This window comes from Chryseobacterium culicis (genome assembly GCF_002979755.1).
GTDB classification, from domain to species: Bacteria; Bacteroidota; Bacteroidia; order Flavobacteriales; family Weeksellaceae; genus Chryseobacterium; species Chryseobacterium culicis_A.
In genome coordinates this window covers 1-20,623 of the sequence record NZ_PCPP01000008.1, presented here as the reverse complement: position 1 = coordinate 20,623, position 20,623 = coordinate 1, and the positions used below count along the sequence as shown (strand labels likewise).

At 37.3% G+C, this 20,623-nt stretch carries 19 protein-coding genes and 2 pseudogenes; 6 read left to right on the top strand and 15 right to left on the bottom strand.

The window, feature by feature from the left end; all coding sequences use genetic code 11:
- Positions 1 to 153: 153 nt before the first annotated feature.
- Positions 154 to 1,383: an aminotransferase class I/II-fold pyridoxal phosphate-dependent enzyme gene (locus CQ022_RS22390; RefSeq protein ID WP_105684682.1), complete on the top strand. Its 1,230-nt coding sequence runs from the start codon at positions 154 to 156 to the stop codon at positions 1,381 to 1,383.
- 124 nt (positions 1,384 to 1,507) lie between these two features.
- Here CQ022_RS22390 and CQ022_RS22385 read toward each other — a convergent pair whose 3' ends face one another.
- The 9 genes and pseudogenes from CQ022_RS22385 to CQ022_RS22345 all read right to left on the bottom strand — a co-directional run bounded on the left by CQ022_RS22385 (position 1,508) and on the right by CQ022_RS22345 (position 10,205).
- On the bottom strand, positions 1,508 to 1,828 hold the full coding sequence (locus CQ022_RS22385) for a GIY-YIG nuclease family protein (RefSeq protein WP_105684681.1): 321 nt from the start codon (positions 1,826 to 1,828) through the stop codon (positions 1,508 to 1,510).
- A gap of 343 nt (positions 1,829 to 2,171) precedes the next feature.
- Positions 2,172 to 2,828, bottom strand: a complete 657-nt coding sequence (locus CQ022_RS22380) for a hypothetical protein (RefSeq protein ID WP_105720539.1) — start codon at positions 2,826 to 2,828, stop codon at positions 2,172 to 2,174.
- Positions 2,829 to 2,836: 8 nt separating this feature from the next.
- On the bottom strand, positions 2,837 to 3,457 hold the full coding sequence (locus tag CQ022_RS22770) for a hypothetical protein (RefSeq protein ID WP_123864473.1): 621 nt from the start codon (positions 3,455 to 3,457) through the stop codon (positions 2,837 to 2,839).
- Positions 3,458 to 3,846: 389 nt separating this feature from the next.
- Complete coding sequence (locus CQ022_RS22370) at positions 3,847 to 4,608, bottom strand: hypothetical protein (RefSeq protein WP_105684737.1); 762 nt, start codon at positions 4,606 to 4,608, stop codon at positions 3,847 to 3,849.
- 2 nt (positions 4,609 to 4,610) lie between these two features.
- A complete protein-coding gene (locus CQ022_RS22365) occupies positions 4,611 to 5,234 on the bottom strand; it encodes a hypothetical protein (RefSeq protein ID WP_105684738.1) in 624 nt (207 codons plus the stop codon).
- Between the two features lie 72 nt (positions 5,235 to 5,306).
- Positions 5,307 to 5,561 (bottom strand): annotated as a pseudogene (locus CQ022_RS22360) (RHS repeat-associated core domain-containing protein); the annotation flags it as partial.
- 154 nt (positions 5,562 to 5,715) lie between these two features.
- The gene (locus CQ022_RS22355; protein WP_105720538.1) at positions 5,716 to 6,372 is read right to left on the bottom strand and encodes a hypothetical protein; all 657 of its coding nucleotides are present in this window, start codon (positions 6,370 to 6,372) and stop codon (positions 5,716 to 5,718) included.
- 9 nt (positions 6,373 to 6,381) lie between these two features.
- Positions 6,382 to 9,813 carry a DUF6443 domain-containing protein gene (locus tag CQ022_RS22350; protein ID WP_105684680.1) on the bottom strand — a complete coding sequence of 1,144 codons (3,432 nt, stop codon included), beginning with the start codon at positions 9,811 to 9,813 and terminating at the stop codon, positions 6,382 to 6,384.
- 20 nt (positions 9,814 to 9,833) lie between these two features.
- Positions 9,834 to 10,205 (bottom strand): hypothetical protein, encoded by a 372-nt coding sequence (locus tag CQ022_RS22345; RefSeq protein WP_105684679.1) that lies wholly within the window; start codon positions 10,203 to 10,205, stop codon positions 9,834 to 9,836.
- A 599-nt stretch (positions 10,206 to 10,804) separates the two neighbouring features.
- On the opposite strand from CQ022_RS22345, the gene CQ022_RS22340 reads away from it, so the two are divergent.
- The gene (locus CQ022_RS22340) at positions 10,805 to 11,293 is read left to right on the top strand and encodes a hypothetical protein (RefSeq protein WP_105684678.1); all 489 of its coding nucleotides are present in this window, start codon (positions 10,805 to 10,807) and stop codon (positions 11,291 to 11,293) included.
- Between the two features lie 644 nt (positions 11,294 to 11,937).
- Here the strand turns inward: CQ022_RS22340 and CQ022_RS22335 are convergent.
- The gene (locus CQ022_RS22335) at positions 11,938 to 12,942 is read right to left on the bottom strand and encodes a glycosyltransferase (RefSeq protein WP_105684677.1); all 1,005 of its coding nucleotides are present in this window, start codon (positions 12,940 to 12,942) and stop codon (positions 11,938 to 11,940) included.
- Between the two features lie 208 nt (positions 12,943 to 13,150).
- Between CQ022_RS22335 and CQ022_RS22330 the strand changes: the two genes are divergently transcribed.
- The gene (locus CQ022_RS22330) at positions 13,151 to 14,161 is read left to right on the top strand and encodes an SDR family NAD(P)-dependent oxidoreductase (RefSeq protein ID WP_105684676.1); all 1,011 of its coding nucleotides are present in this window, start codon (positions 13,151 to 13,153) and stop codon (positions 14,159 to 14,161) included.
- A gap of 42 nt (positions 14,162 to 14,203) precedes the next feature.
- Positions 14,204 to 15,010: a helix-turn-helix domain-containing protein gene (locus CQ022_RS22325; protein ID WP_105684675.1), complete on the top strand. Its 807-nt coding sequence runs from the start codon at positions 14,204 to 14,206 to the stop codon at positions 15,008 to 15,010.
- Between the two features lie 59 nt (positions 15,011 to 15,069).
- Here the strand turns inward: CQ022_RS22325 and CQ022_RS23085 are convergent, their stop codons facing one another.
- Genes CQ022_RS23085 through CQ022_RS22315 form a run of 3 tightly spaced genes read right to left on the bottom strand, consistent with a single transcriptional unit; the run spans position 15,070 to position 16,882 of the window.
- Complete coding sequence (locus CQ022_RS23085) at positions 15,070 to 15,237, bottom strand: hypothetical protein (protein ID WP_165791726.1); 168 nt, start codon at positions 15,235 to 15,237, stop codon at positions 15,070 to 15,072.
- A gap of 37 nt (positions 15,238 to 15,274) precedes the next feature.
- Positions 15,275 to 15,697 carry a branched-chain amino acid ABC transporter substrate-binding protein gene (locus tag CQ022_RS22320; RefSeq protein ID WP_105684674.1) on the bottom strand — a complete coding sequence of 141 codons (423 nt, stop codon included), beginning with the start codon at positions 15,695 to 15,697 and terminating at the stop codon, positions 15,275 to 15,277.
- An 18-nt stretch (positions 15,698 to 15,715) separates the two neighbouring features.
- Positions 15,716 to 16,882 (bottom strand): class I SAM-dependent RNA methyltransferase, encoded by a 1,167-nt coding sequence (locus CQ022_RS22315; RefSeq protein WP_105684673.1) that lies wholly within the window; start codon positions 16,880 to 16,882, stop codon positions 15,716 to 15,718.
- Between the two features lie 137 nt (positions 16,883 to 17,019).
- On the opposite strand from CQ022_RS22315, the gene CQ022_RS22310 reads away from it, so the two are divergent.
- Both CQ022_RS22310 and CQ022_RS22305 read left to right on the top strand, forming a co-directional pair.
- Positions 17,020 to 17,745 (top strand): class I SAM-dependent DNA methyltransferase, encoded by a 726-nt coding sequence (locus tag CQ022_RS22310; RefSeq protein WP_105684672.1) that lies wholly within the window; start codon positions 17,020 to 17,022, stop codon positions 17,743 to 17,745.
- A complete protein-coding gene (locus CQ022_RS22305) occupies positions 17,745 to 18,476 on the top strand; it encodes a ZIP family metal transporter (protein ID WP_105684671.1) in 732 nt (243 codons plus the stop codon). Before CQ022_RS22310 ends, CQ022_RS22305 begins: the two co-directional genes overlap by 1 nt.
- Before the next feature lie 64 nt (positions 18,477 to 18,540).
- On the opposite strand, the gene CQ022_RS22300 is transcribed toward CQ022_RS22305, so the two are convergent.
- The gene (locus CQ022_RS22300; protein ID WP_228421863.1) at positions 18,541 to 19,926 is read right to left on the bottom strand and encodes an OmpP1/FadL family transporter; all 1,386 of its coding nucleotides are present in this window, start codon (positions 19,924 to 19,926) and stop codon (positions 18,541 to 18,543) included.
- Positions 19,927 to 19,980: 54 nt separating this feature from the next.
- A pseudogene (locus CQ022_RS22295) lies at positions 19,981 to 20,623 on the bottom strand (prolyl-tRNA synthetase); the annotation flags it as partial.

The following is a 20,623-nucleotide window of genomic DNA, read 5'->3' as shown; positions in this document are numbered from 1 at the left end:
AATTTTTTGGTAAAAATTTAACAATCCCGAAGATACTAAATAAATTTTCTAAATAAACAATATTTTACAGTTTTATTTTCTATAAATTCAAATTTATATTGTAATAATTAGCAAATTAATGCAAATTGGGACGATAAAATAAAAACAATATTTATGGAAAACTTTAACGCAGCCAACGAGATCCAGGATCTTCAGTATTTTGGTGAATTCGGAGGAGTGAATCCCTCTATCTCTGATAGCTCTACGTATACATTCCTTTCTGCAAAGACCATGTTTGATACTTTCGAAGGAAATGCCGAAGGATGCTACCTGTACTCCAGACATTCATCTCCAATGAATCTGTATCTGGCTCAGGCCCTTGCCAAGATGGAAAATACAGAGTCTGCCAACGTTACAGCATCCGGAATGGGAGCCATTACTTCCGTTTTGATGCAGGTGTGCAAAAGTGGAGACCATATTATTTCAAGCAGAACCATTTACGGAGGAACCTATGCTTTTCTTAAAAACTTCATGCCTCAGTTTAATGTTGCAACCACTTTTGTGGATATCAACAATTTTGAGTCGATAGAAAAAGCCATTACGCCTCATACTAAAGTTATTTACTGCGAAAGTGTGAGCAACCCGCTTCTTGAAGTGGCAGATCTTAGAAAGCTTTCTGAAATCTGTAAAAAACACAATCTGAAGCTTATTGTAGACAATACGTTCTCTCCCCTTTCCATCTCTCCTACTTTATTTGGAGCAGATGTGGTGATTCATAGCCTGACAAAGTTTATCAACGGAAGCAGTGACACAGTTGGAGGAGTATATTGTGCAACTCAGGCATTTATTGATGACACCAAAAATGTCAATTCCGGAGCATGTATGCTTCTTGGGCCTACGATGGACAGCTTAAGATCATCAAGTATTTTAAAAAACCTGAGAACATTGCACATCAGAATCAAACAACACAGCCACAATGCGATGTATCTGGCTGAAAGATTCGAAAAAGACGGATTAAAAGTATCTTATCCGGGATTGCCGTCTCATAAAAACCATGAACTCATGAAGAGCATGCTTCATGAAGAATACGGATACGGCGGGCTCCTGACGCTGGATGCCGGAACCACAGAAAAAGCAAATGAACTGATGGAATTGATGCAGACAGAAAACCTAGGTTATCTTGCAGTAAGCTTAGGGTTTTACAAAACCTTATTCTCATGCTCAGGAAAATCCACCTCATCTGAGATCCCGGAAGAAGAAAGAGCTTCCATCGGTATTTCAGACGGACTGATCAGATTCTCCATCGGTCTTGACCACGATATCAAAAGAACTTACCATAAAATGAAAGAGTGTATGCTGAAAGTTGGAGTTCTTAACCACCATGAAAACATTTCTATCATCTAAATTTATTGTAAAAAGGCTGTTTCATTTGGAACAGCCTTTTTTTATTTATTTAAAAGTTATCAAAGTGTTTGCTGAGATTCCTACGGAATGACAATATTAGTATTTTGATATAAAATGGTTTATGTTAACGCCAATTTTCAAACAAGTAATTCAAAAATTCAAGATTAGGATTGATTGTCCTTATAAGTTCAAGTTTTTTAATTCTTGACCAGTTTTTAATTTCTTTTTCTCTTTCAATAGCACAATGAATCCAATCATATTTCTCATAATAAATCAAAAATTCAAGATTATATCTTGCCGTGAAGCTACTCCGATTTAGCTTTGTTTTGTGCTGATACAATCTTCTGTGGAGGTTTTCTGTAACCCCCGTATAAAGTACTTTTCTATTTTTATTAGTAAGAATATAGATATAGTAGGTGTATCTTCCTTTTGGAAATTCAATCATTTGTGTGTTTATTTTTCAAAAGTTACAAAAAATATATTTTCGATTCTTGTCATTCCGTAGGAATCCAGACTGCCACTTTGATCTGCAGTAGCAATTTGAGAGGAATAAGCTTAGTTCATTGTAGTGATAAAACATTCATCTGGTTTTAGTTCAAAGTCCAATAGATTGTTGAGATTCCTACGGAATGACAAATTATGTGGGCAAAGTAAATGCATCGTTAGAATTATAAATGTTGAATAATTAATGCAGATTATATACATGGTGTCTTTGTCATTCAAAAACAACACCCTAAATTATTACTAAAATGTTTGAAGCATTATTTACTTAAGGACTATTGTCAACACTAGGGCTTTATTTCTATCTCCCATTTTTCATTATTGCCGTACTTGTATTTGTCTTCCAATAGAACTTTAGTATGGTCCAGCCATTTCCATTTTGCATAATAAATAAATTCGCCATCATAAGGAGATCTTTCAATGATCTTTTTACGCTCTATCTCATTATTGTTTTTATCATATAGTACAGAATAAACCTCAAAAACATCTATATCCCAATTACACCAAAAATTTATTTTGTGCTTTTTATCGGGAGATAATTTAGGAGTTCCTACGAAAAATTGATATTCCAGATTCTTTTCTAAGCAATTATTATAGGCATCTATCAATGGCTGCTTTTCCCATTTTTCATGTTCTGCTATCTGCATCATTCCGTTATGGATAGCTTCTAACTGCATACGCTTTTTCTCTAATTTATCTAAGGAAAAATATTTTGCTAAATCGAAGTTAATAAAAGCCTCCTTAAAACCTTTTACTTGCATTGGTTCTGTAAGGGAATCTTCAAAATAGTCAGATACAAAAATATTTACCTTTTGAAAATTGGGTGTAGAATATTCCCGTAAATAAGACCAATATAGTTCCGCAACTGTCCAACTTTCAGGAGCAAATTTTTCTGTATAATCCGACTTGAACGTTGTTCTTAAATCTATTTGAGTAAGTTTCATATAGTAATCTATTTTGGTTGTGGTCTTTTTTGGAATCTCGGTCCTTGTCCATTATTTCCTTGCGAATAATCATTCACTTTATTCTGTTCCCAATCAAGCGCATTCTTTCTTTTTCCAAGATTTCCGTCAATAACTCGACCTTCTACATTTGGATTGTTATTGTATTTTGTTTTCAGTTTTTGATTTATTCTAGGAGAACCACCATTTTTTATTTGTGAAGCGTTTCGCTTTTGACCGCTTATTCCAAATTCCAAAGTTTCTCCTGTTTTCTTATTAAATATCTCATAACCATGCTGAGCTTTCATACTGGCTTTTGAGTTTCCATGAACCGTCTTTACCGCATCTTTTACCTCTTCAAACCCTTTTACAGCAGGCGATCTCCCTCCTTGAGCGGTTAACATTCCTTCAGGTCCACCAGCAACAGATAGAAGTATAGTCCCCCAATCAAGAGCCCCGTTTGCTACTTTCTCTTTCAAGGATTCTTTAGGAACTCCTGTAAGCAAAGTCAGCCCACCATCTTCACCAACTACAAGTTTATTTCTTACAGCATCATTCGAAAAAAAGTTTGCTGTTCTTGCAACATTATTGGCGACTGCAGCTCTTAGACTGTTAATCCCGCCACCAATCATCTCTGCAAATTCTGCAGGATCACCAGGAAGATCTTGTGCTCTTTTTGTGCTTTGCCATTCTAAGCCTTACAGTTCTCTTCCATCAACAACTCTATTCTCTGAGAAGTTATAATGCGATTGGTAAGCATATTTTTCACTTAACGGATCTACATTAAAGAACCTTCCTATCGCAGGGTCATAATTACCTTGCTGGCGCGAGCGTCTCGCTCGTGTCCTTAAACAAAATCATTAAGTTTATATAACTATTTTGAGAATTTAATTACAGATTGAAGCAAAGCTGGTTGTCATCCAAAGTTTAAAATAGTATACCTCACCTGCACAAATGCAACGATTGTTATTTATTCTAATGTGGACACGAGCAGCATGCTCGTGCCAGCGAGGTTATTTTATCAAATTAAACTATCTAAAGAAACCTCATACAAAGTAGAAGGTTCAAACCTATCTTTCATAACTTTTATTTTTCCGGATTCAAAAATAATGTCTTTAAACTCATGATTGTACATGATTGAGCTGGGTAAGGTGCGAAGGATTTCTTTTTTTAATACTACTATTTTATTTTTCTCAATTATTATTTCTAAAGTAAAATAATTAATAGTTAAACGACAATAGAGAGAAACTTTAATATTAAGATCTTTAAAGATTTTAGATTTAAACATCCATTCATTTTGAAAATTTTTATTTTTAAAATCTAATACTATTTCCTTTAATTGCCAATAAGGAATTGGTGCATTTAGTTTTTTACCTTTATCGAGCCCTTCATTTATAATGTTAAATAAAAATACATGAAATAAATTTTCATCTTCAATGGGTTTTAGGAGTTTACCATTTAGAGGGTATTCATTTTTGAAAGGATATAATTTTTCATACTTATTTTCATCAAAGAAAACTTCAATTGTTAACGACTTAAATTCTGGTTCAATTGAAAAAAAATCAGATGGCTTTTTCTTAGCTCTTAGCAATAGCATGTTATAAGATTCTGTTTCATATTTGAGCTTTCGTAAATTCATTTCTATAAAATGTGTAAAATAATCAGTTTGAAAATTGAAATCTGAAACTATTTTATCATTATTATATTTTTTTTCTGATTTATCATTACTTTGGATATGATAATCATTTTCATCTAGGGCTAAATAGAAATGTTTTAATTGCATAATTATCTTGGTCTTACATGTTTTTGTGGATCATTCAACTGTCCTTCCTGAAGTAGAGTTTTAGCACGATCACGCTCAGAATCAAGTGCTTTTTGTCTAGCACCAGTCCCACCAGTATGTGTACCCGTTACAACTCCTTTATATTTACCCGGAGAGTTCTCATTTTCATTCCATTTCTTGGCTTGTGAGTTAGCTCTTCTGGAAGTTCCGTTTTGGTTGAGCTTACTACCGCTAATCCCTGTTTTTACAACATCATTATCAGAATGTGTATTGACGATGTCATAAGTATGCTGCGGCTTTGTACTCAGCTTAGAATTTCCATGAACCGTCTTTACTGCATCTTTTACCTCTTCAAACCCCTTTAAAGTAGGCGATCTCCCTCCTTGAGCGGTTAACATTCCTTCAGGTCCACCAGCAACAGATAGAAGTATAGTCCCCCAATCAAGAGCACCGTTTGCTACTTTCTCTTTCAAGGATTCTTTAGGAACTCCAGTTAACAGAGTTAAACCGCCATCTTCACCAACTACAAGTTTATTTCTTACAGCATCATTGGTTAAAAAGTTAGCTGTTCTCCCTACATTATTGGCGACTGCAGCTCTTAGACTGTTAATTCCTCCGCCAATCATTTCCGCAAACTCTATAGGATCATCCGGGAGACTAACTTCATTTACTTTTTTAGGTTCAAGTCCTTCCAGTTCCCTTGCATCTACAACTCTGTTTCCGCTGAAGGCATACGTTGACCAGGAATGATAGGTTTCTGCTAATGGATCAACATTAAAGAACCTTCCTATCGCAGGGTCATAGTTTCTCCATCGGTAAGAATTCCAGCCTGTTTCTGTCTGTTTTTCCTGCCCCTGAGAAGAGTATTTGTAATTTGGAGTAATTGAATTGGCAGTAACTAGCTCTCCTCCAAACTCTAGCCCGAAAGGATAATAATGAGTAGCTCTGTTTATTTTAGGATTTCCGGAAACATCTTTGTAATACGCAAGTCTGATGTCTCCTACCTAATCGGTGTTATATTTTTTAAAATTTAGGGTATTAAAAACAACACCCTAAATTATTACTAAAATGTTTGAAGCATTATTTACTTAAAGACTATTGTTAATACTAGGGCTTTATTTCTATTTCCCATTTTTCATTATTGCCGTACTTATATTTGTCTTCCAATAGAACTTTAGTATGGTCCAGCCATTTCCATTTTACATAATAAATAAATTCTCCATCGTAAGGAGATTTTTCAATGATCTTTTTACGCTCTATCTCATTATTGTTTTTATCAGATAGTATAGAATAAACCTCAAAAACATCTATATCCCAATTACACCAAAAATTTATTTTGTGCTTTTTATCGGGAGATAATTTAGGAGTTCCTACGAAAAATTGATATTCCAGATTCTTTTCCAAACACTGCTTATAAGCATCTATCAATGGTTGCTTTTCCCATTTTTCATGTTCTGCTATCTGCATCATTCCGTTATGGATAGCTTCTAACTGCATACGCTTCTTACCTTGTTTATCTAATAAGAAATATTTTGTAAAATCGAAAGAGATGTTAACCTCTTTTAAATCCTCCCAATTGGTATATTTTTGTTGTCCCTCTACCCAATCCTCAGAAGCACTGATTACACATTTTTTTACTTTTGAAGTATTATATTTTTTAAGAAACGACCAATAAAGTTCAGAGACTGCCCATGTTTCAGTATTAAAGTCTTTCTGCTTATTGAATACAAACTGAGCGCTTAATTTAATTTCGTGTAAATTCATATTGTTTTATTAAGGTCTAATTTGTCTTTTAGGCTTTTCTCCGTATTCATTTTTAAAATCCTTGACTTTTCCTTTTTCCCAATCGAGAGCCTGTTTTCTATTTCCAAGGTTATCATTAACCACTCGTCCACCAATATTGGGATCATTATTATATTTTGTTTTTAATTTCTGATTAATTCTTGCAGATCCACTATTCTTTACTTGTGAAGCACTTCTTTTTTGCCCACTTATTCCAAATTCTGAAACAACTCCCGATTTTTTATCAAATATCTCATAACCATGCTGGGCTTTTGTACTCATTTTAGAATTTCCATGAACCGTCTTTACCGCATCTTTTACCTCTTCAAACCCTTTTACAACAGGCGATCTCCCTCCTTGAGCAGTTAACATTCCTTCAGGTCCACCAGCAACAGATAGAAGTATAGTCCCCCAATCAAGAGCCCCGTTTGCTACTTTCTCTTTCAAGGATTCTTTAGGAACTCCTGTAAGCAAAGTCAGCCCACCATCTTCACCAACTACAAGTTTATTTCTTACAGCGTCATTCGAGAAAAAATTGGCTGTTCTTGCAACATTATTGGCGACTGCAGCCCTTAGACTGTTAATCCCACCACCAATCATTTCTGCAAATTCTGCAGGATCACCAGGAAGATCTTGTGCTCTTTTTGTGCTTTGCCATTCTAAGCCTTCCAGCTCTCTTCCATCAACAACTCTATTCTCTGAGAAGTTGTAATGTGACTGGTAAGCATACTTTTCACTTAAAGGATCTACATTAAAGAACCTTCCTATCGCAGGGTCATAGTTCCTCCATCGGTAAGAACTCCAGCCTGTTTCCGTCTGTTTTTCCTGCCCCTGTGTAGAATATTTGTAATTTGGAGATAATGAATTGGCAGTAACTAGCTCTCCTCCAAACTCTAGCCCGAAAGGATAATAATGAGTAGCTCTGTCTATTGTAGGATTTCCGGAAGCATCTTTGTAGTATGCCAGTCTGATGTTTCCTACCTGATCGGTATAGTTGTAAATATACTTATTCTGAACGAAGTCATAATAGCCCTCTGAAGTAGGTACAAAGCTTAATACATTATTGGTATATTGAAATCCATCCAGATAGTCTGTAGCAGAGGTGGTTTCGATATTCGTTTTGCCGGAACCGAAGGTATAGATCTTTTTAAGCTTGGTTCCATCTGCTTTGTATACATATTTTGTATTGACATTGAAAAGCAGATTGTAATAATCCCGTGATTTATATAAAGAATTGAATTCTATTTGATTGGGAAGATTCAGGAAATTGTAATTAATCTTTAATATCCCTTTATCCAAATGGGTAGTCATATTCCCGTTACCATCATAAGGAATCTCATTTCCTGAAACGTCGGGGTAGCCAGCATAATTTCCGGAAGTATCATTCACCCTGGCAAGTCTGTTCCCGGTGTATGTATACCCCAAATTATCCATCATTACAGCTCCTCCGTTGGAGAGCAAGTTTCTTTTTAAGGTTTGGATATTCCCGTTGACATCATAGGTGAGGGATTCGTTGTAATAATTATTCCTGGGAACGGTGGCATTGGGTTCAGAATACATTCCCTCTTTCAGCCTTTCTAAGCCATCATACTGGTAATTATACCTTCTGAATATTCCGGTATCTGCGCTTGACCAGTCTATTTCTGCAATATTCCCATTGTATTTCCCTGTAGACACCGTAGAATACACGGGATTATGGTATTTCAACTCGTAGGCAAAGAGCTTCCCGTTTAAGCTGGTGGGATCATTCACTTTCGTAATCCATCCACGGATATTGTAGGCTTGATCTATCGACTGTAAAGGAGTACCCGTGGTATTGCCTGTTTTTTTATTGATAAGCTGTCCAAGATCATTGTAGGTGTTTTCTGCCAGCAGTTCGTCCATTTGGCTGTTCACCTTGTGATAGTGTTTCAGCAGCCTTTTCTGGTCATCATATACAAACCTTTCCTGGATGGTAACCTCAGCATCGGAAGCCCCTTTTTTGTGATAGGTATAGCTTTCGTCTACAGCACCGGAAAAATCAAGTCTGAATTCCTTTTTTGTATATCCGCCCAGGTGATTCCAGCTTTTCTCCGCTACTTTTTCCCCTTTGGTGTTATAATAGAAATAGGTTTTTGTCCAGTTATCATCCTCAATATTTTTTAGATAAGATGCTGTGGGCAGGCCTTGGGTATTGGCGCCTCCGTTAAGTGCCTTATCTTCGTTAATTACATATTGATCGAGGATTTTTGCAGGGGGAAACTCTTTGGTATCTCTTGGATAGGAATCATAGTAATGAACAGAAAGAAGCGTCTGGAAACTGGTAAAAAGCGTATTGGTATAATACACGACAATCCCGTTTTTGCTAAAACCTGCAGCTGTCGGGGTTTCGCTGATAACAAGATTGGTAATCTGTCCTTGCAGATCTGCACGGCTTCCTCCGTTAATAAGTCCGGTATAGGCAACACGTCCCAGTGCATCATATTTGGTTAGCAGCCATTGGCCTTTATTTTTCAGGTTGACATCCTGGGTAAGAACCGGACGGTCTGCTGCATCATATACCACAGATTCCCAATCATCCCTTCCCGGCAGTCTTTTTTCCACCTGCCTGTACTGCCCGTCGTAGCGGTATTGATAGCAAAAGCTGTTGACAATATCCGTGGTAACAACATTATTATTCTGCTCAATCTTTTTTACTGCCAAAGCAGGAATTATAAATGCCTTTTGTCCGTATTCATTGTAGACATAATAGGTGTCAATATGTTGGGTTCCATCTGTTCTACGTACCAGTACCGTCTCACCACGTCCGTTCTGAAACTCTATGACAGGAGTTCCGTCTTCATCGGTTACGGTATTCTTGTATAAAGTGCCCGGAGCATAAAACTCACTGCCCGGCACTATGGATACAGAGGAAATGGTTTTATGATCTGTTCCAGATGTGGCCGTGGTTGTACTCGTGATAAATTTCTTTACCTCACTTCCCAGATTTACTTCATAGGTATATTTCTGAGTATGTCCACTGCCCATCTTCCAGGGATCACCGGCTTGTGCCACTTGCTTTAGCCTGTCTAATGGAGAATTCTCCATTTCCTTTTCCGTATAGGCATTGGCTGTCCCGTAGTAAGAATTAGCCGCAGTTTCATTGGTAATCCCGGTATGGATGGCTGAATTGAGGGTATTAGCCGGAACTGGCAGAATATCCTTTACCTGTCTTCCGAAGGCATCATACGTAATGGGAGTCACCAGATCTTTTCCTGTGGTGGTCGCTTTTACACTGACCATTTGCTTGGGTCGTCCTAATCCGTCAAAATAGGTAAGGGTTTCCGTCTTTTTGCTGCAGTCACCGCTCAGGCAGGTTTGGGACTGTATATAGTTTTCGGTGGTACTTTGTGCAGAGGTCAGCATGACTATCAACAGCAGACCTAATAGGTGTATTTTTTTCATGGGTGTTTTTTTATGGGTGCTTACTGTTTATAGTGATACCGGAATTCTTTCACCACCTTATAGCGGTAGGTTCCGGCGTTATCCCTTTCCCTTACCTGAACCTGTTTCAATCGGTTAGCGCTGTCGTAGACATAGAGTTCCCTGATTCCTGACGGTGGGGTTATGGTGGTTATCCCAACCAAAGGATCGTACGTATATTTGGAAGTCATTCCCAAAGGCTGAAAGGCATCAAGAGCCAGTAATAGCTCAGCTTCTTTGGTGGGATCTGCTGCATCTTCATGGGATTGGGTTACAATGGTGGCCATTTGGGTGTCTTTCTGCCACACTACTTCCTGAGCGGATACGCCGAGGATTGTGCATAGAGTGAATGCACTGAGATCATTTTTTTTCATTCCCGTGTTGTTTTTAAGTTAACATAGTTTGTTCTGATAGATCATGGTTAATCCAATTCTTTCTTATACTGTGTTTTTGAGAATCGGATGCTTTTATAGGCTCAGAAATATTTCAAAACTATTTATAATAATATTCTTTAGGGATGAAAAATATTGTAATTTATGTGCATAAAATCGGGCTTCAATGTGTACACATTAAACTGATATTGAATAATTTAAAAGCAGTTAAAGAATATCCACCGAATGGGTATAACCGAATAAAAATTTCATAGTTATTGCTTTTTAACCCTAATTGCCGGATGGTAAAAATCTGACCCGTTTGTACAAATGTTACTTTGATGTATACAAAAATATTCTCGTGAAGTAACAGAACAGGTCACCTTAAAAAATGAGTAAGGGGAATTAAAGAATGATATCATCTAAAAGATAATATTCTCAATAACTTTTCAAGCATAAAATACAATCTCTATATCATATTCAATCACCTGATGATCAGATATTGCGAACCCTTACTTTTATCCATAGGTTTACTGTACCATGAGAAGGGTAAATGAATGAAATCCCTTATCAAAAATAATAACCCATAAAAAATACAAGTAATGGCATTAACCAATCTCAACAACACCCATCTTACCGATGCACAGCTGACAGCAGCCCAAACCGCGCTTAGCGCACTGGAAACAGCTTTAGCAGTTATCACCGTAACCCTTTCAGCAGAAGACCGCCAGAAATACGGCAGCATCAATGAGCAGAATAAACTTCTGGTCAATAAAGTGGCTGACTACAGGAAAAACCAATCGGCCTTAAGCGCTTCCGAAATAGACTGGGAAGAATTCGACAGAGATCTTACCTCCAGACAAAACTATGAAAGCTTTATCGCCAGACTGGAAAGTCTCGTGACCCGGCTGAAAAGCGCCAAGACTTTACATGACTATGACAATTACCAGGCTGCTCTTACAGATTATGCCTATACAGCCTATAAAGCAGGCACCGCATCACCGGGATTTGAGGTAAAACAGAATGAACTGAAACAGTTTTTTACCAAGAGTCTTAAAACGGATGAAATCCTTCCGAAAGAGAGTAAATAAAATAACAAAAGATCCGGAGTGATGTTCCGGATCTTTTTATTTCTGGTGAAAAAGTATATAACCTGTCTTTTGCGGTTGGGAAATACTCCGCTGGCGTTCTGAACTTCTCCGTATATGTTTTTAATCTCAATGATGGGGTTATACAACCGGAAATTTGGTATAACAGACCTTAACGGAAAGTAAGCAGACCCCAACATCGTATTCTGAAACCTCAAATTATCACCTTAGCTCCCCGATTTATATATTAATACCCCATACAATGTATTATGTAGGCAGCAGTTAATTGAGTCGTAAATGGTGTATATACTCTTTTATAGGTTTTGGCTAAAGCCGTTGGAAGATGTTATTGATGATTAAATGGGCTAAAGCCCATTCCTATTGAATCCAAACTTATCGCCTATCCGAAATAACAAGCTTTGTGTATAATCTTTTAGGGTTTGGCTAAAGCCGTTGGAAGAGGTTACTGATTTGTTAAATGGGCTAAAGCCCATTCCTACTGAATCCAAACTTATCGCCTCTTCGAAATAACAAGCTTTGTGTATAATCTTTTAGGTTTTGGCTAAAGCCGTTGGAAGATATTATTGATTTTTTAAATGGGCTAAAGCCCATTCCTATTGAATTTTCTTTTGCAGACAATATCCCTGTTACTTTTTATAATAATGATGTGGAAAAGCATCCTCAGGTTTCATTCTGAAAACATTCAGCAAAATCCAGGATTTCAGGAATCCATACCCGTAAGAAAACATTTGAATATAGGTGGAAACAACCGCCATACCGGCAATACTGATATTTTTAGTCAGCAATAAAGCATGAAACAGCACCAAAAAGGTATATAATCCATAGAAGGCAAGGATGATTCCTCTATGCATAATAAAATACTCCAGGAAGCCCATCACATATCCCAACATAAATAAAGTAGGAAATGCAAAAGAAATCTTCACATAATTAGGGTGTCTCTGGTTAAGAATCGGTCTTGCACAGCCAAACTGATAAACCTGCTTGGAAAATTTCCCAAAATCAACTCTGCGCTTATGGTATACTGCAATATCATCAAAAAAAGCAGTGGTAAAACCGTTTTCCCAAAGGGTCATAGACAAATCCGGATCCTCTCCTATTCTCATTTCAGAAAATCCGCCTACTTTTTCAAAAACAGCCTTTTTCACGCCCATATTAAAACTTCTGGGCTGAAATTTAGAAACGGCTTTCTTACTTCCTCTAATTCCTCCTGTAGTAAAAACAGAAGTCATGGAATAGGAAATAGCCTTCTGCATCAGATTGAATCCTTTATGAGCCTTATCTGCCCCTCCAAACGCATCACAGGGAATCGTCAGGATATCGTTTTTAATATGTTCAATATAATCTTTTTCAACAATGACATCACTATCTACAAATACCAGCCATTCATGGGCTGCTCTTGCTGCGCCATAATTTCTTGTCAGTCCAGGTCCTGAATTATCCTTTCTGAAATATTTAATATCCAACCCTTGTTCAAAGTTTTTGATGGTTGGCTTCAGATCGATCAGAGAACCGTCATCTACAATAATGATCTCAAACTCCTTATCCGTCTGCTGGGTAAGAGAAGTCAGCAGCTCAAAAAGTTCATCTTTTCGGTTGTAAATGGCAACGACAATGGAAATAGTAGGCTTCAAATTGAAAATTTTTCAAAATTACTTATTCGCAGAACAACCTACAAACAGTTTAACAGCTTATTCAGAGAAATTAACGAAGTTCTATTTTATTCTTCTCATTGTATGGGTTTTACTGATGAAATTCTGAGCCAACAAATTTGACATTTTAAACAAAATGAACACAGGGAATCCATCCTAATTTTGCTATAGAAATTTAAAACAATAAAAAATGGAATTTACAATCAATGCATTGCAACAGCCTGTTCAATCAGGATTCAATGCGTATTCAACAGCACAGGAAGTTATTAAAGGAATGGATCTTACGGGAAAAACGGTGATCATCACCGGCGGTTATGCAGGAATTGGTCTTGAAACCACAAAAGTACTGATCTCAGCCGGAGCACAGGTTATTATTCCGGCAAGAGATATTGAAAAGGCACGAAAAAATCTCTCAGGGATTGAAAATTTTGAACTTGAAGAAATGGATCTGATGAATCCATCTTCTATTGATGCTTTTGCAGAACGATTTACAGCATCAGGAAAAAGCCTGGATCTGCTTATTAATAATGCAGGAATCATGTGGGTTCCTCTTCGCAGAGATAGCAGAGGTTTTGAATCTCAGCTGGCAACCAATTACTTTGGACAGTTTCACCTTACCGCAAAATTATGGCCGGCTCTGAAAAAAGCTAACGGCGCAAGGGTGATCAGTGTTTCTTCTTATGGGCATCAGATGTCTCCTTTTGATTTTGAAGATCCTAATTTTGAGAGAAGAGACTATGACACCCTATCCGGATACGGACAATCCAAAACAGCCTGTAATCTGTTTGCTGTAGCACTGGATGAAAGAGGAAAAGAATTCAACATCAGAGCGTATTCTCTTCATCCCGGTTCTGTATATGGAACTGACCTGGGCAGAGAAGAGCCTATTGAACTTTTTAAACAGCTTGGAACCCATGATGAAAACGGAAATATCAAACCGGAAGTGGAGGCCCGATTAAAAACTGTTCCCCAAGGGGCTGCCACTACAATCTGGTGTGCTGTAAGCCCACAGCTTAAGGAAATTGGCGGAGTGTATTGTGAAAACTGTGATATTGCGGAAATAGATCATGGACAAATAGAGCACCGATTTGATGAACCGGCAACCATCCGAGGAGTACAGTCTTATTCCGTCGATAAAAAAAATGCTGAACGTTTATGGAAATTAAGTGAAGAAATGCTGGGTTTCCGGTTTGATGCCTAATAATTGTTTTTTAAATACATTTGTAATGCAAAACTTCTGACAATGGATTTCCAGATACAATACCTCACCCCGGATATCAAGCTTTCCAGTTATGATGATAAGCTGTTCAAAACCGAAACAGTGTTTGAATACCATATGCTGGTCTGGTTCATATCAGGAGAAACGAAGATTATTCAGGCCGATAAAACCTATATTTTCAAAGCAGGAGATCTATTTCTGATCCCAAGGAATCATCTGGCCACGATTATCAATTATCCAAAAGACGGACTTCCTCATAAAGCAGTAGCCATGCATCTTACCACAGAACGTCTGAAAGATTTTTACCGTTCGGTTGGGGAGCAAAGAAAAACCGGATATCGGGAAGCCAGCATTCACAGCTTTGACAGTCATCCGCTTTTGAACAGCTGTCTTGCTTCTCTAATCCCCTATTTTGAGATGGAAGGGCCATTTCCTGAAAACATTGCTCATTTAAAGATTACTGAGGCGATCAGTATTATAAGGGAAATTGATCCGGATATAGATTCTATACTCGCCGATTTCGATGAGCCCGGAAAAGTGGATCTGATTCATTTTATGGAAAAGAATTATATGTTCAATATGCCTTTGGAACGGTTCGGATATCTTACGGGAAGGAGCTTATCTACTTTCAACCGTGATTTCAGAAAGATTTTTCAAACAACACCGCAGCGTTGGCTCACCCAAAAGCGTCTTGAACTCGCCTTTTATCATTTGTCTGAAAAGAATAAAAAACCTTCTGATGTTTTCCTGGAAGTAGGTTTTGAAGATCTGTCGCATTTTTCGCACGCCTTTAAAAAGCAGTATGGCTTTGCGCCTTCACTGGCACGATAAAATAAAATAGGTTGTACCACGTGAGTACAACCTATTTTTTATTTTAATTACTACTGGAATTATTTTTTCTGTGAACTATCCGGATCTTTTGGATCCTTCTTTTGAGATATTATATTATGATTTAAAGCTTTTCTTTCAGGTTTTGAGCGTGGCGATTTTGATCCAGAACCAAACAGTCCAAACGCATCCAAAACTATATCAAATATATCTAAAAAATTCCAGGACATTTTAATCTCAAAGTTTATTAATGATTACTTTGTTTTGTTAAATAAACCAGCCAGATCTGAAATAGATATACATGACCACAGAAATAAAGAAACCCATTACTGAACAGCTGAATAAAAGCAGTTTAAAGATACTTTTAAAATAATAAAGCTCCATCACATGCAGGATAAAAAATACAACAAAAGAAATTCCTACTCCTATTAAGGAAGTGACAACTAAAGTTTGTGTATAATTTTCTACGGGCAACGGATCTTTAAAAACAATAAAAAAAGAAAATGCAGCCAATACCATAAGTACTACACTTACTTTCTCGGTGAAATATCTGGATCTCTTTGACTCTTTTTTCCCGGGTTTCTCGTCATAATTCAGACTCTCCCTGTCCGAAGTTGAACGTGAACGGGAACCCAACAGTTCTAATCCATTCAAAACCACATCAAATACATCTAAAAAATTCCAGGACATTTTTAATCTCAGGGTTTATTAATTATTACCTTCCAGTTTATGTACTTTCTTCGTTCCCTCATACATTTCGTACTGCAAAAATCTCGTTTCCAGTTTTCCGTTGAAAAGTTTGATCTTTCTTGAAGGACGTAAACCGATTTTCTTCACGGCTTCAAGATCAGAAGAGATCAGCCATGCTAAGGTATTCGGATAATTGGTTTTAAAAGTATCCCCGATTTTCTTGTAGAAGTCATCATCATTGATGGAAATTCTCTCATCATACGGAGGGTTGAAAACCATTAATAATGGGAACAATTCTTTTTTAGAATCAAAGAAATTCTGTTTTTTGATCTCAATTACATCTTCCATCTCTGCCGCTTCTACGTTCATTCTTGCAGCATTCAGCATTCTTGCATCGATGTCATATCCAACAATTTTTCCATCAAACTGTCTGACTCTGTTAATTCTGAATTCTTTGATTTTCGAGAACAATTCTGCGTCATAGTTATTCCAGTTCTGGAATCCGAATCTTTTTCTGAAGATCTGAGCCGGAAGATCCATCGCAATCATTGCTGCTTCAATCAATAGGGTTCCGGAACCGCACATAGGATCCAGGAAATTTCCTTTTCCGTCCCAGCCTGCCAGCTGAAGCATTCCGCTTGCCAACACTTCATTGATAGGGGCTTCTCCCTGCTCTCTTCTATATCCTCTTTTAAATAAAGGGTCTCCTGATGAATCCATTGAAATCATCACCAGCTCCCTGTCAATATGAAGGTGGAATTTGATATCCGGATTTCTTGTTTCTACATTCGGACGTCTTTTGAATTTGTCCTGAAAATAATCCACGATGGCATCCTTCATTTTTAACGTAACAAATTGAGAATGCTTGAATGTTTCAGAATTTACCGTAGCATCAATAGAGAAAGACTGGTCAACATCCATGAAGTTTTCCCATTCAAATTTGAACAGTCTGTCATAAAACTGATGTTGATTAAAAGCCTTGAACTCATGAATCGGAACCAGAATCTTCAATGCTGTTCTCGCAGAGTAATTGATTTTATAAAGAAAACCAAGATCTCCTTCACAATTTACTGCCCTGTTTTTGATTTCAACATTTCTTCCCCCTAATTTTTTGATTTCTTCTGCCAGAATCTGCTCCAATCCGAAGAATGTCTTTATCTGTATTTTAATATTTTCTGTATCCATAAGTATGAATTAAAAGATTTAAAGTTTTAAAAATTAAAAGATTAGCTATCCAACTTCTTGTCCAATTGAAATTTTCAATCTCTTAATGTTGTAAAATACTTTGCTTTTAACCGCACAAATTTAGTTATTTTTGCATTATGGAATGGTTTGAATCTTGGTTTGATACCCCTTATTATCATTTGCTTTATAGCAACAGAGACTATACTGAAGCTGAAAACTTCATTACAAAGCTTACTGCGGACCTTCAGCTTCCGCCTCAGTCGAAAATCATAGATCTTGCCTGTGGAAAGGGAAGACACTCTGTTTTCCTCAATAAATTAGGGTATGATGTTTTGGGTCTTGACCTATCAAGACAAAGTATTGAATCTGATAAACAGTATGAAAATCAAACACTGCTTTTTGAAGTTCATGATATGAGAAACCCAATTGATGCTGATCCTATGGATGCTGTATTCAACTTATTTACAAGTTTTGGGTACTTTGATAATGAAAATGATGATAAAAAAGTATTTCAATCGGTTTATAATGCATTGAAGCCCGGAGGATATTTTGTCCTTGATTATCTGAATGAAGCGTATGTAAGAAATACACTGATCCCTGAAACAACAGTCACACGCGGTGATATTGATTTCAGAATCCTGAAAAAAATCGAAGGCAGACATGTCATCAAAGATATCCGTTTTGAAGCTGACGGTAAACCGTTTCATTTTTTTGAAAAGGTAAAGCTTCATACATTGGAAGCCATTCACAACTATGCCTCTGAATGTGGCTTTGAAAGAATAAAAATCTGGGGAGACTATCAGCTGAATGAATTTAATAAAGAAAATTCCCCACGTTGTATCAATTTATTTAAGAAAAAATAATGACAACAGTACTTTTACTGATTTTAAGTGTCGTAACAGGCGTATTTCTGGGGAAACACTTTGGTAAAAAAGAAAAACTGGCTAAAAATCTTTTGATATTGAGTGCCGGTTTTTTAATTACGATCTGTCTCAATGAAGTTTTCCCTCAGGTTTATACCTCTGCCGGAAGCAGTAATCTTGGGATATTCGTCATCGGAGGAGTTCTTCTTCAGATGATTCTGGAAGCACTTACCAAAGGTTTTGAACATGGACACTTCCATCATCATAGTGAACATAATATCCTTCCCGCTGCTTTAATGGTAGGATTATTCATCCATGCTTTCATTGAAGGAATTCCTCTTGCCAATGAAACGCACGAGATGTCTCCTTACCTTTGGGGGATTGTATTTCACAATCTGCCTATTTCATTTATTCTGGGGGCATTTTTATTTAACAGAAAGGGAGAATCAAAAAGTTCGTCCTCTTATCCTTCTATTCTCATTGTAGCCTTATTTGCACTGGCTTCTCCAATGGGAATGTTATTAGGAAACTATTTCAATCCTGATCTTCAGCCTTATTTTCTGGCTATTGTAGGGGGAATATTCCTTCATATTTCCTCTGTCATCATTTTTGAAAGTAATAAAAATCATAATATAGACTGGGTAAAGATCGGACTGGTTGTTTTAGGAGTTTCCCTTGCGTTGATGATGCATGTTTTCCATCAGCATCCTACCGCTGTTCATTCTCATTAAAAAATAAAAAAAAGCTCCGGAATCCGGAGCTTTTTTTATGGTATGTCGCTTTAATTATCAAAGCTTAGAATTTCCATCCTAATGTAAGGAAGAAATTATTTCTGTTACTTTTTACATCACTTACTGCATAAGCATCACTTTGGAAGCTGTTTTTAGCAGAATAATAAGATGAATCAAAATTACCATCCATATATCCTCTCATGAAAGGATTACTATATTTGGATGAGATATTCTGATAAGAAGCATCCACATAGAATGATTTGAAATCATATCCGATACCCAGTGAAAGTGTATTTCTGTCACTTAACATAAGATTGCTGTAAGACTGATCACCTACACTACCAGCATCATTAAATCTACTGATGGTAAGCGCATCAAAAGGACTTGACTGGTAAGAATATCCTCCTCTCAATCTGAACTGCTGTACTCTGTACTCAGCCCCTACTCTTACTTCTGAAAGATTCTTGTAATTATCTTTAAAGAAATCATTCAACTCTCTTTCTGCTCCTCCATATACTTTATAATCAGGTTTTGTAAGTCCAAGCGTATAGTCTACGTTCAAAGAGAAGTTTTTACTTGCTACAAAGGCAGCACTCACAGTTGCTTTAAGCGGTGAAGTAAACTTTCTGTTCTCAGCTCCCATATCATCCCCGTAAACAGGATCATTATAGAAATAATAATTTCTGTCTATCGTCCAGAACGTAGGAGTTTCAAGAGATGCTCCCACTCTGAAATTAGGACTTAGCTTTCCAATTACCCCTAATGAAGCTGAAAAACCAGAAGATCTTTCTGAATAAGGAGTATCTTGTTTACTGAATCCTTCGGTAGAGTTATTGGTCAGATTTCTGTAAAACAAGCTATCATACTGATCCAGTGAAGCATTGAAAAAATTGAAACCTGCTCCTAAATATAAATTATGATTATAGTTGGCACCTACCCCAAAGCTCATCTTTGACAAGTTTCCATATCTTTCATACATATGCCCTGCCAATGCTGCATCTTTGGTAATATCATCTTTATCAAAAGCATAAACGATATTATTATTTCCCGGGGACTGGATGACATTGTCCAGCGTCTGGTTAGAAAAATTAATACCAATATTGATAAACTTCCATCCAGTTTCTGTCATCAAAGGAAAAGCAATTACTCCTCCTGCATTTCCAAGGTCTCCTCTGGTTTTACTATAATCTATTGTAGATCCTCCTAAAGAACTGGTGTTTTTATTTCCTAAAATAGATAAAGTTCCTGAAACCTCTCCTGAAATAGCTACTCCTAAACCTGCCGGGTTAGTAAGCAAAGAGTTTGCATCACCACCTAGCGCACCATTAGCTCCAGCCATCGCATTAAACTTAGCTGATCCCACCATAGGAGTACTTGAGTAAACCTCTACAGTATTTCTTATGACAGAAACATCCTGAGCCTGCGCATAAAATGCAGCAGAAATACTCATTAATACTAAAGATTTTTTTAACATTATTTTTTTATAGTTTATTAATTTGAAAAATTATCTGAAGCCACCTCTGCCGCCACCGGATCTCATTCCGCCACCGCCGCCTGAAGAACCGCCTCTGAAGCCGCCTCCACCAGAGTTGAAGCCACCACTAGATCTGAAACCTCCTGAATCATTAGATCTGAAGCCTCCATTATTGTTGTTATATCTTGGCTGTGGTTGCTGATAATTATAATTAGGTCTTGTTTGTGGTGCAGAATTACGGAATCCACCATTGGAATTCGTATTTCTGAAACCACCTGAATTGGTATTTCTGAAGCCGCCCGAATTGGTGCCATTACTGTTTCTGAAGCCACCATTTGAGTTTGCATCTCTGAAACCACCATTATTATTGGTATTTCTGAAGCCACCGTTACTATTTCTGAAACCTGAATTAGTGGTATTGGTTCTGTACACTGCATTACCTACCCCTGTATTCTGGAATCCGCCTCCACTGATACCACTTCTTCTGTAAACAGGCCTGTTGTAGTAGCCACCACCCCAGTAACCTCCTCCGTATCCCCAATATGGGTTTCCGTAGTATCCGCCCCAGAATGGATCATAGTAGCCTCCATAACCATATCCCCAGTATGGACTTCCCCATCCGATAGAGCCTCCCCAGCCCCAGCCGAATGATCCGCCCCAACCCCAGGACATA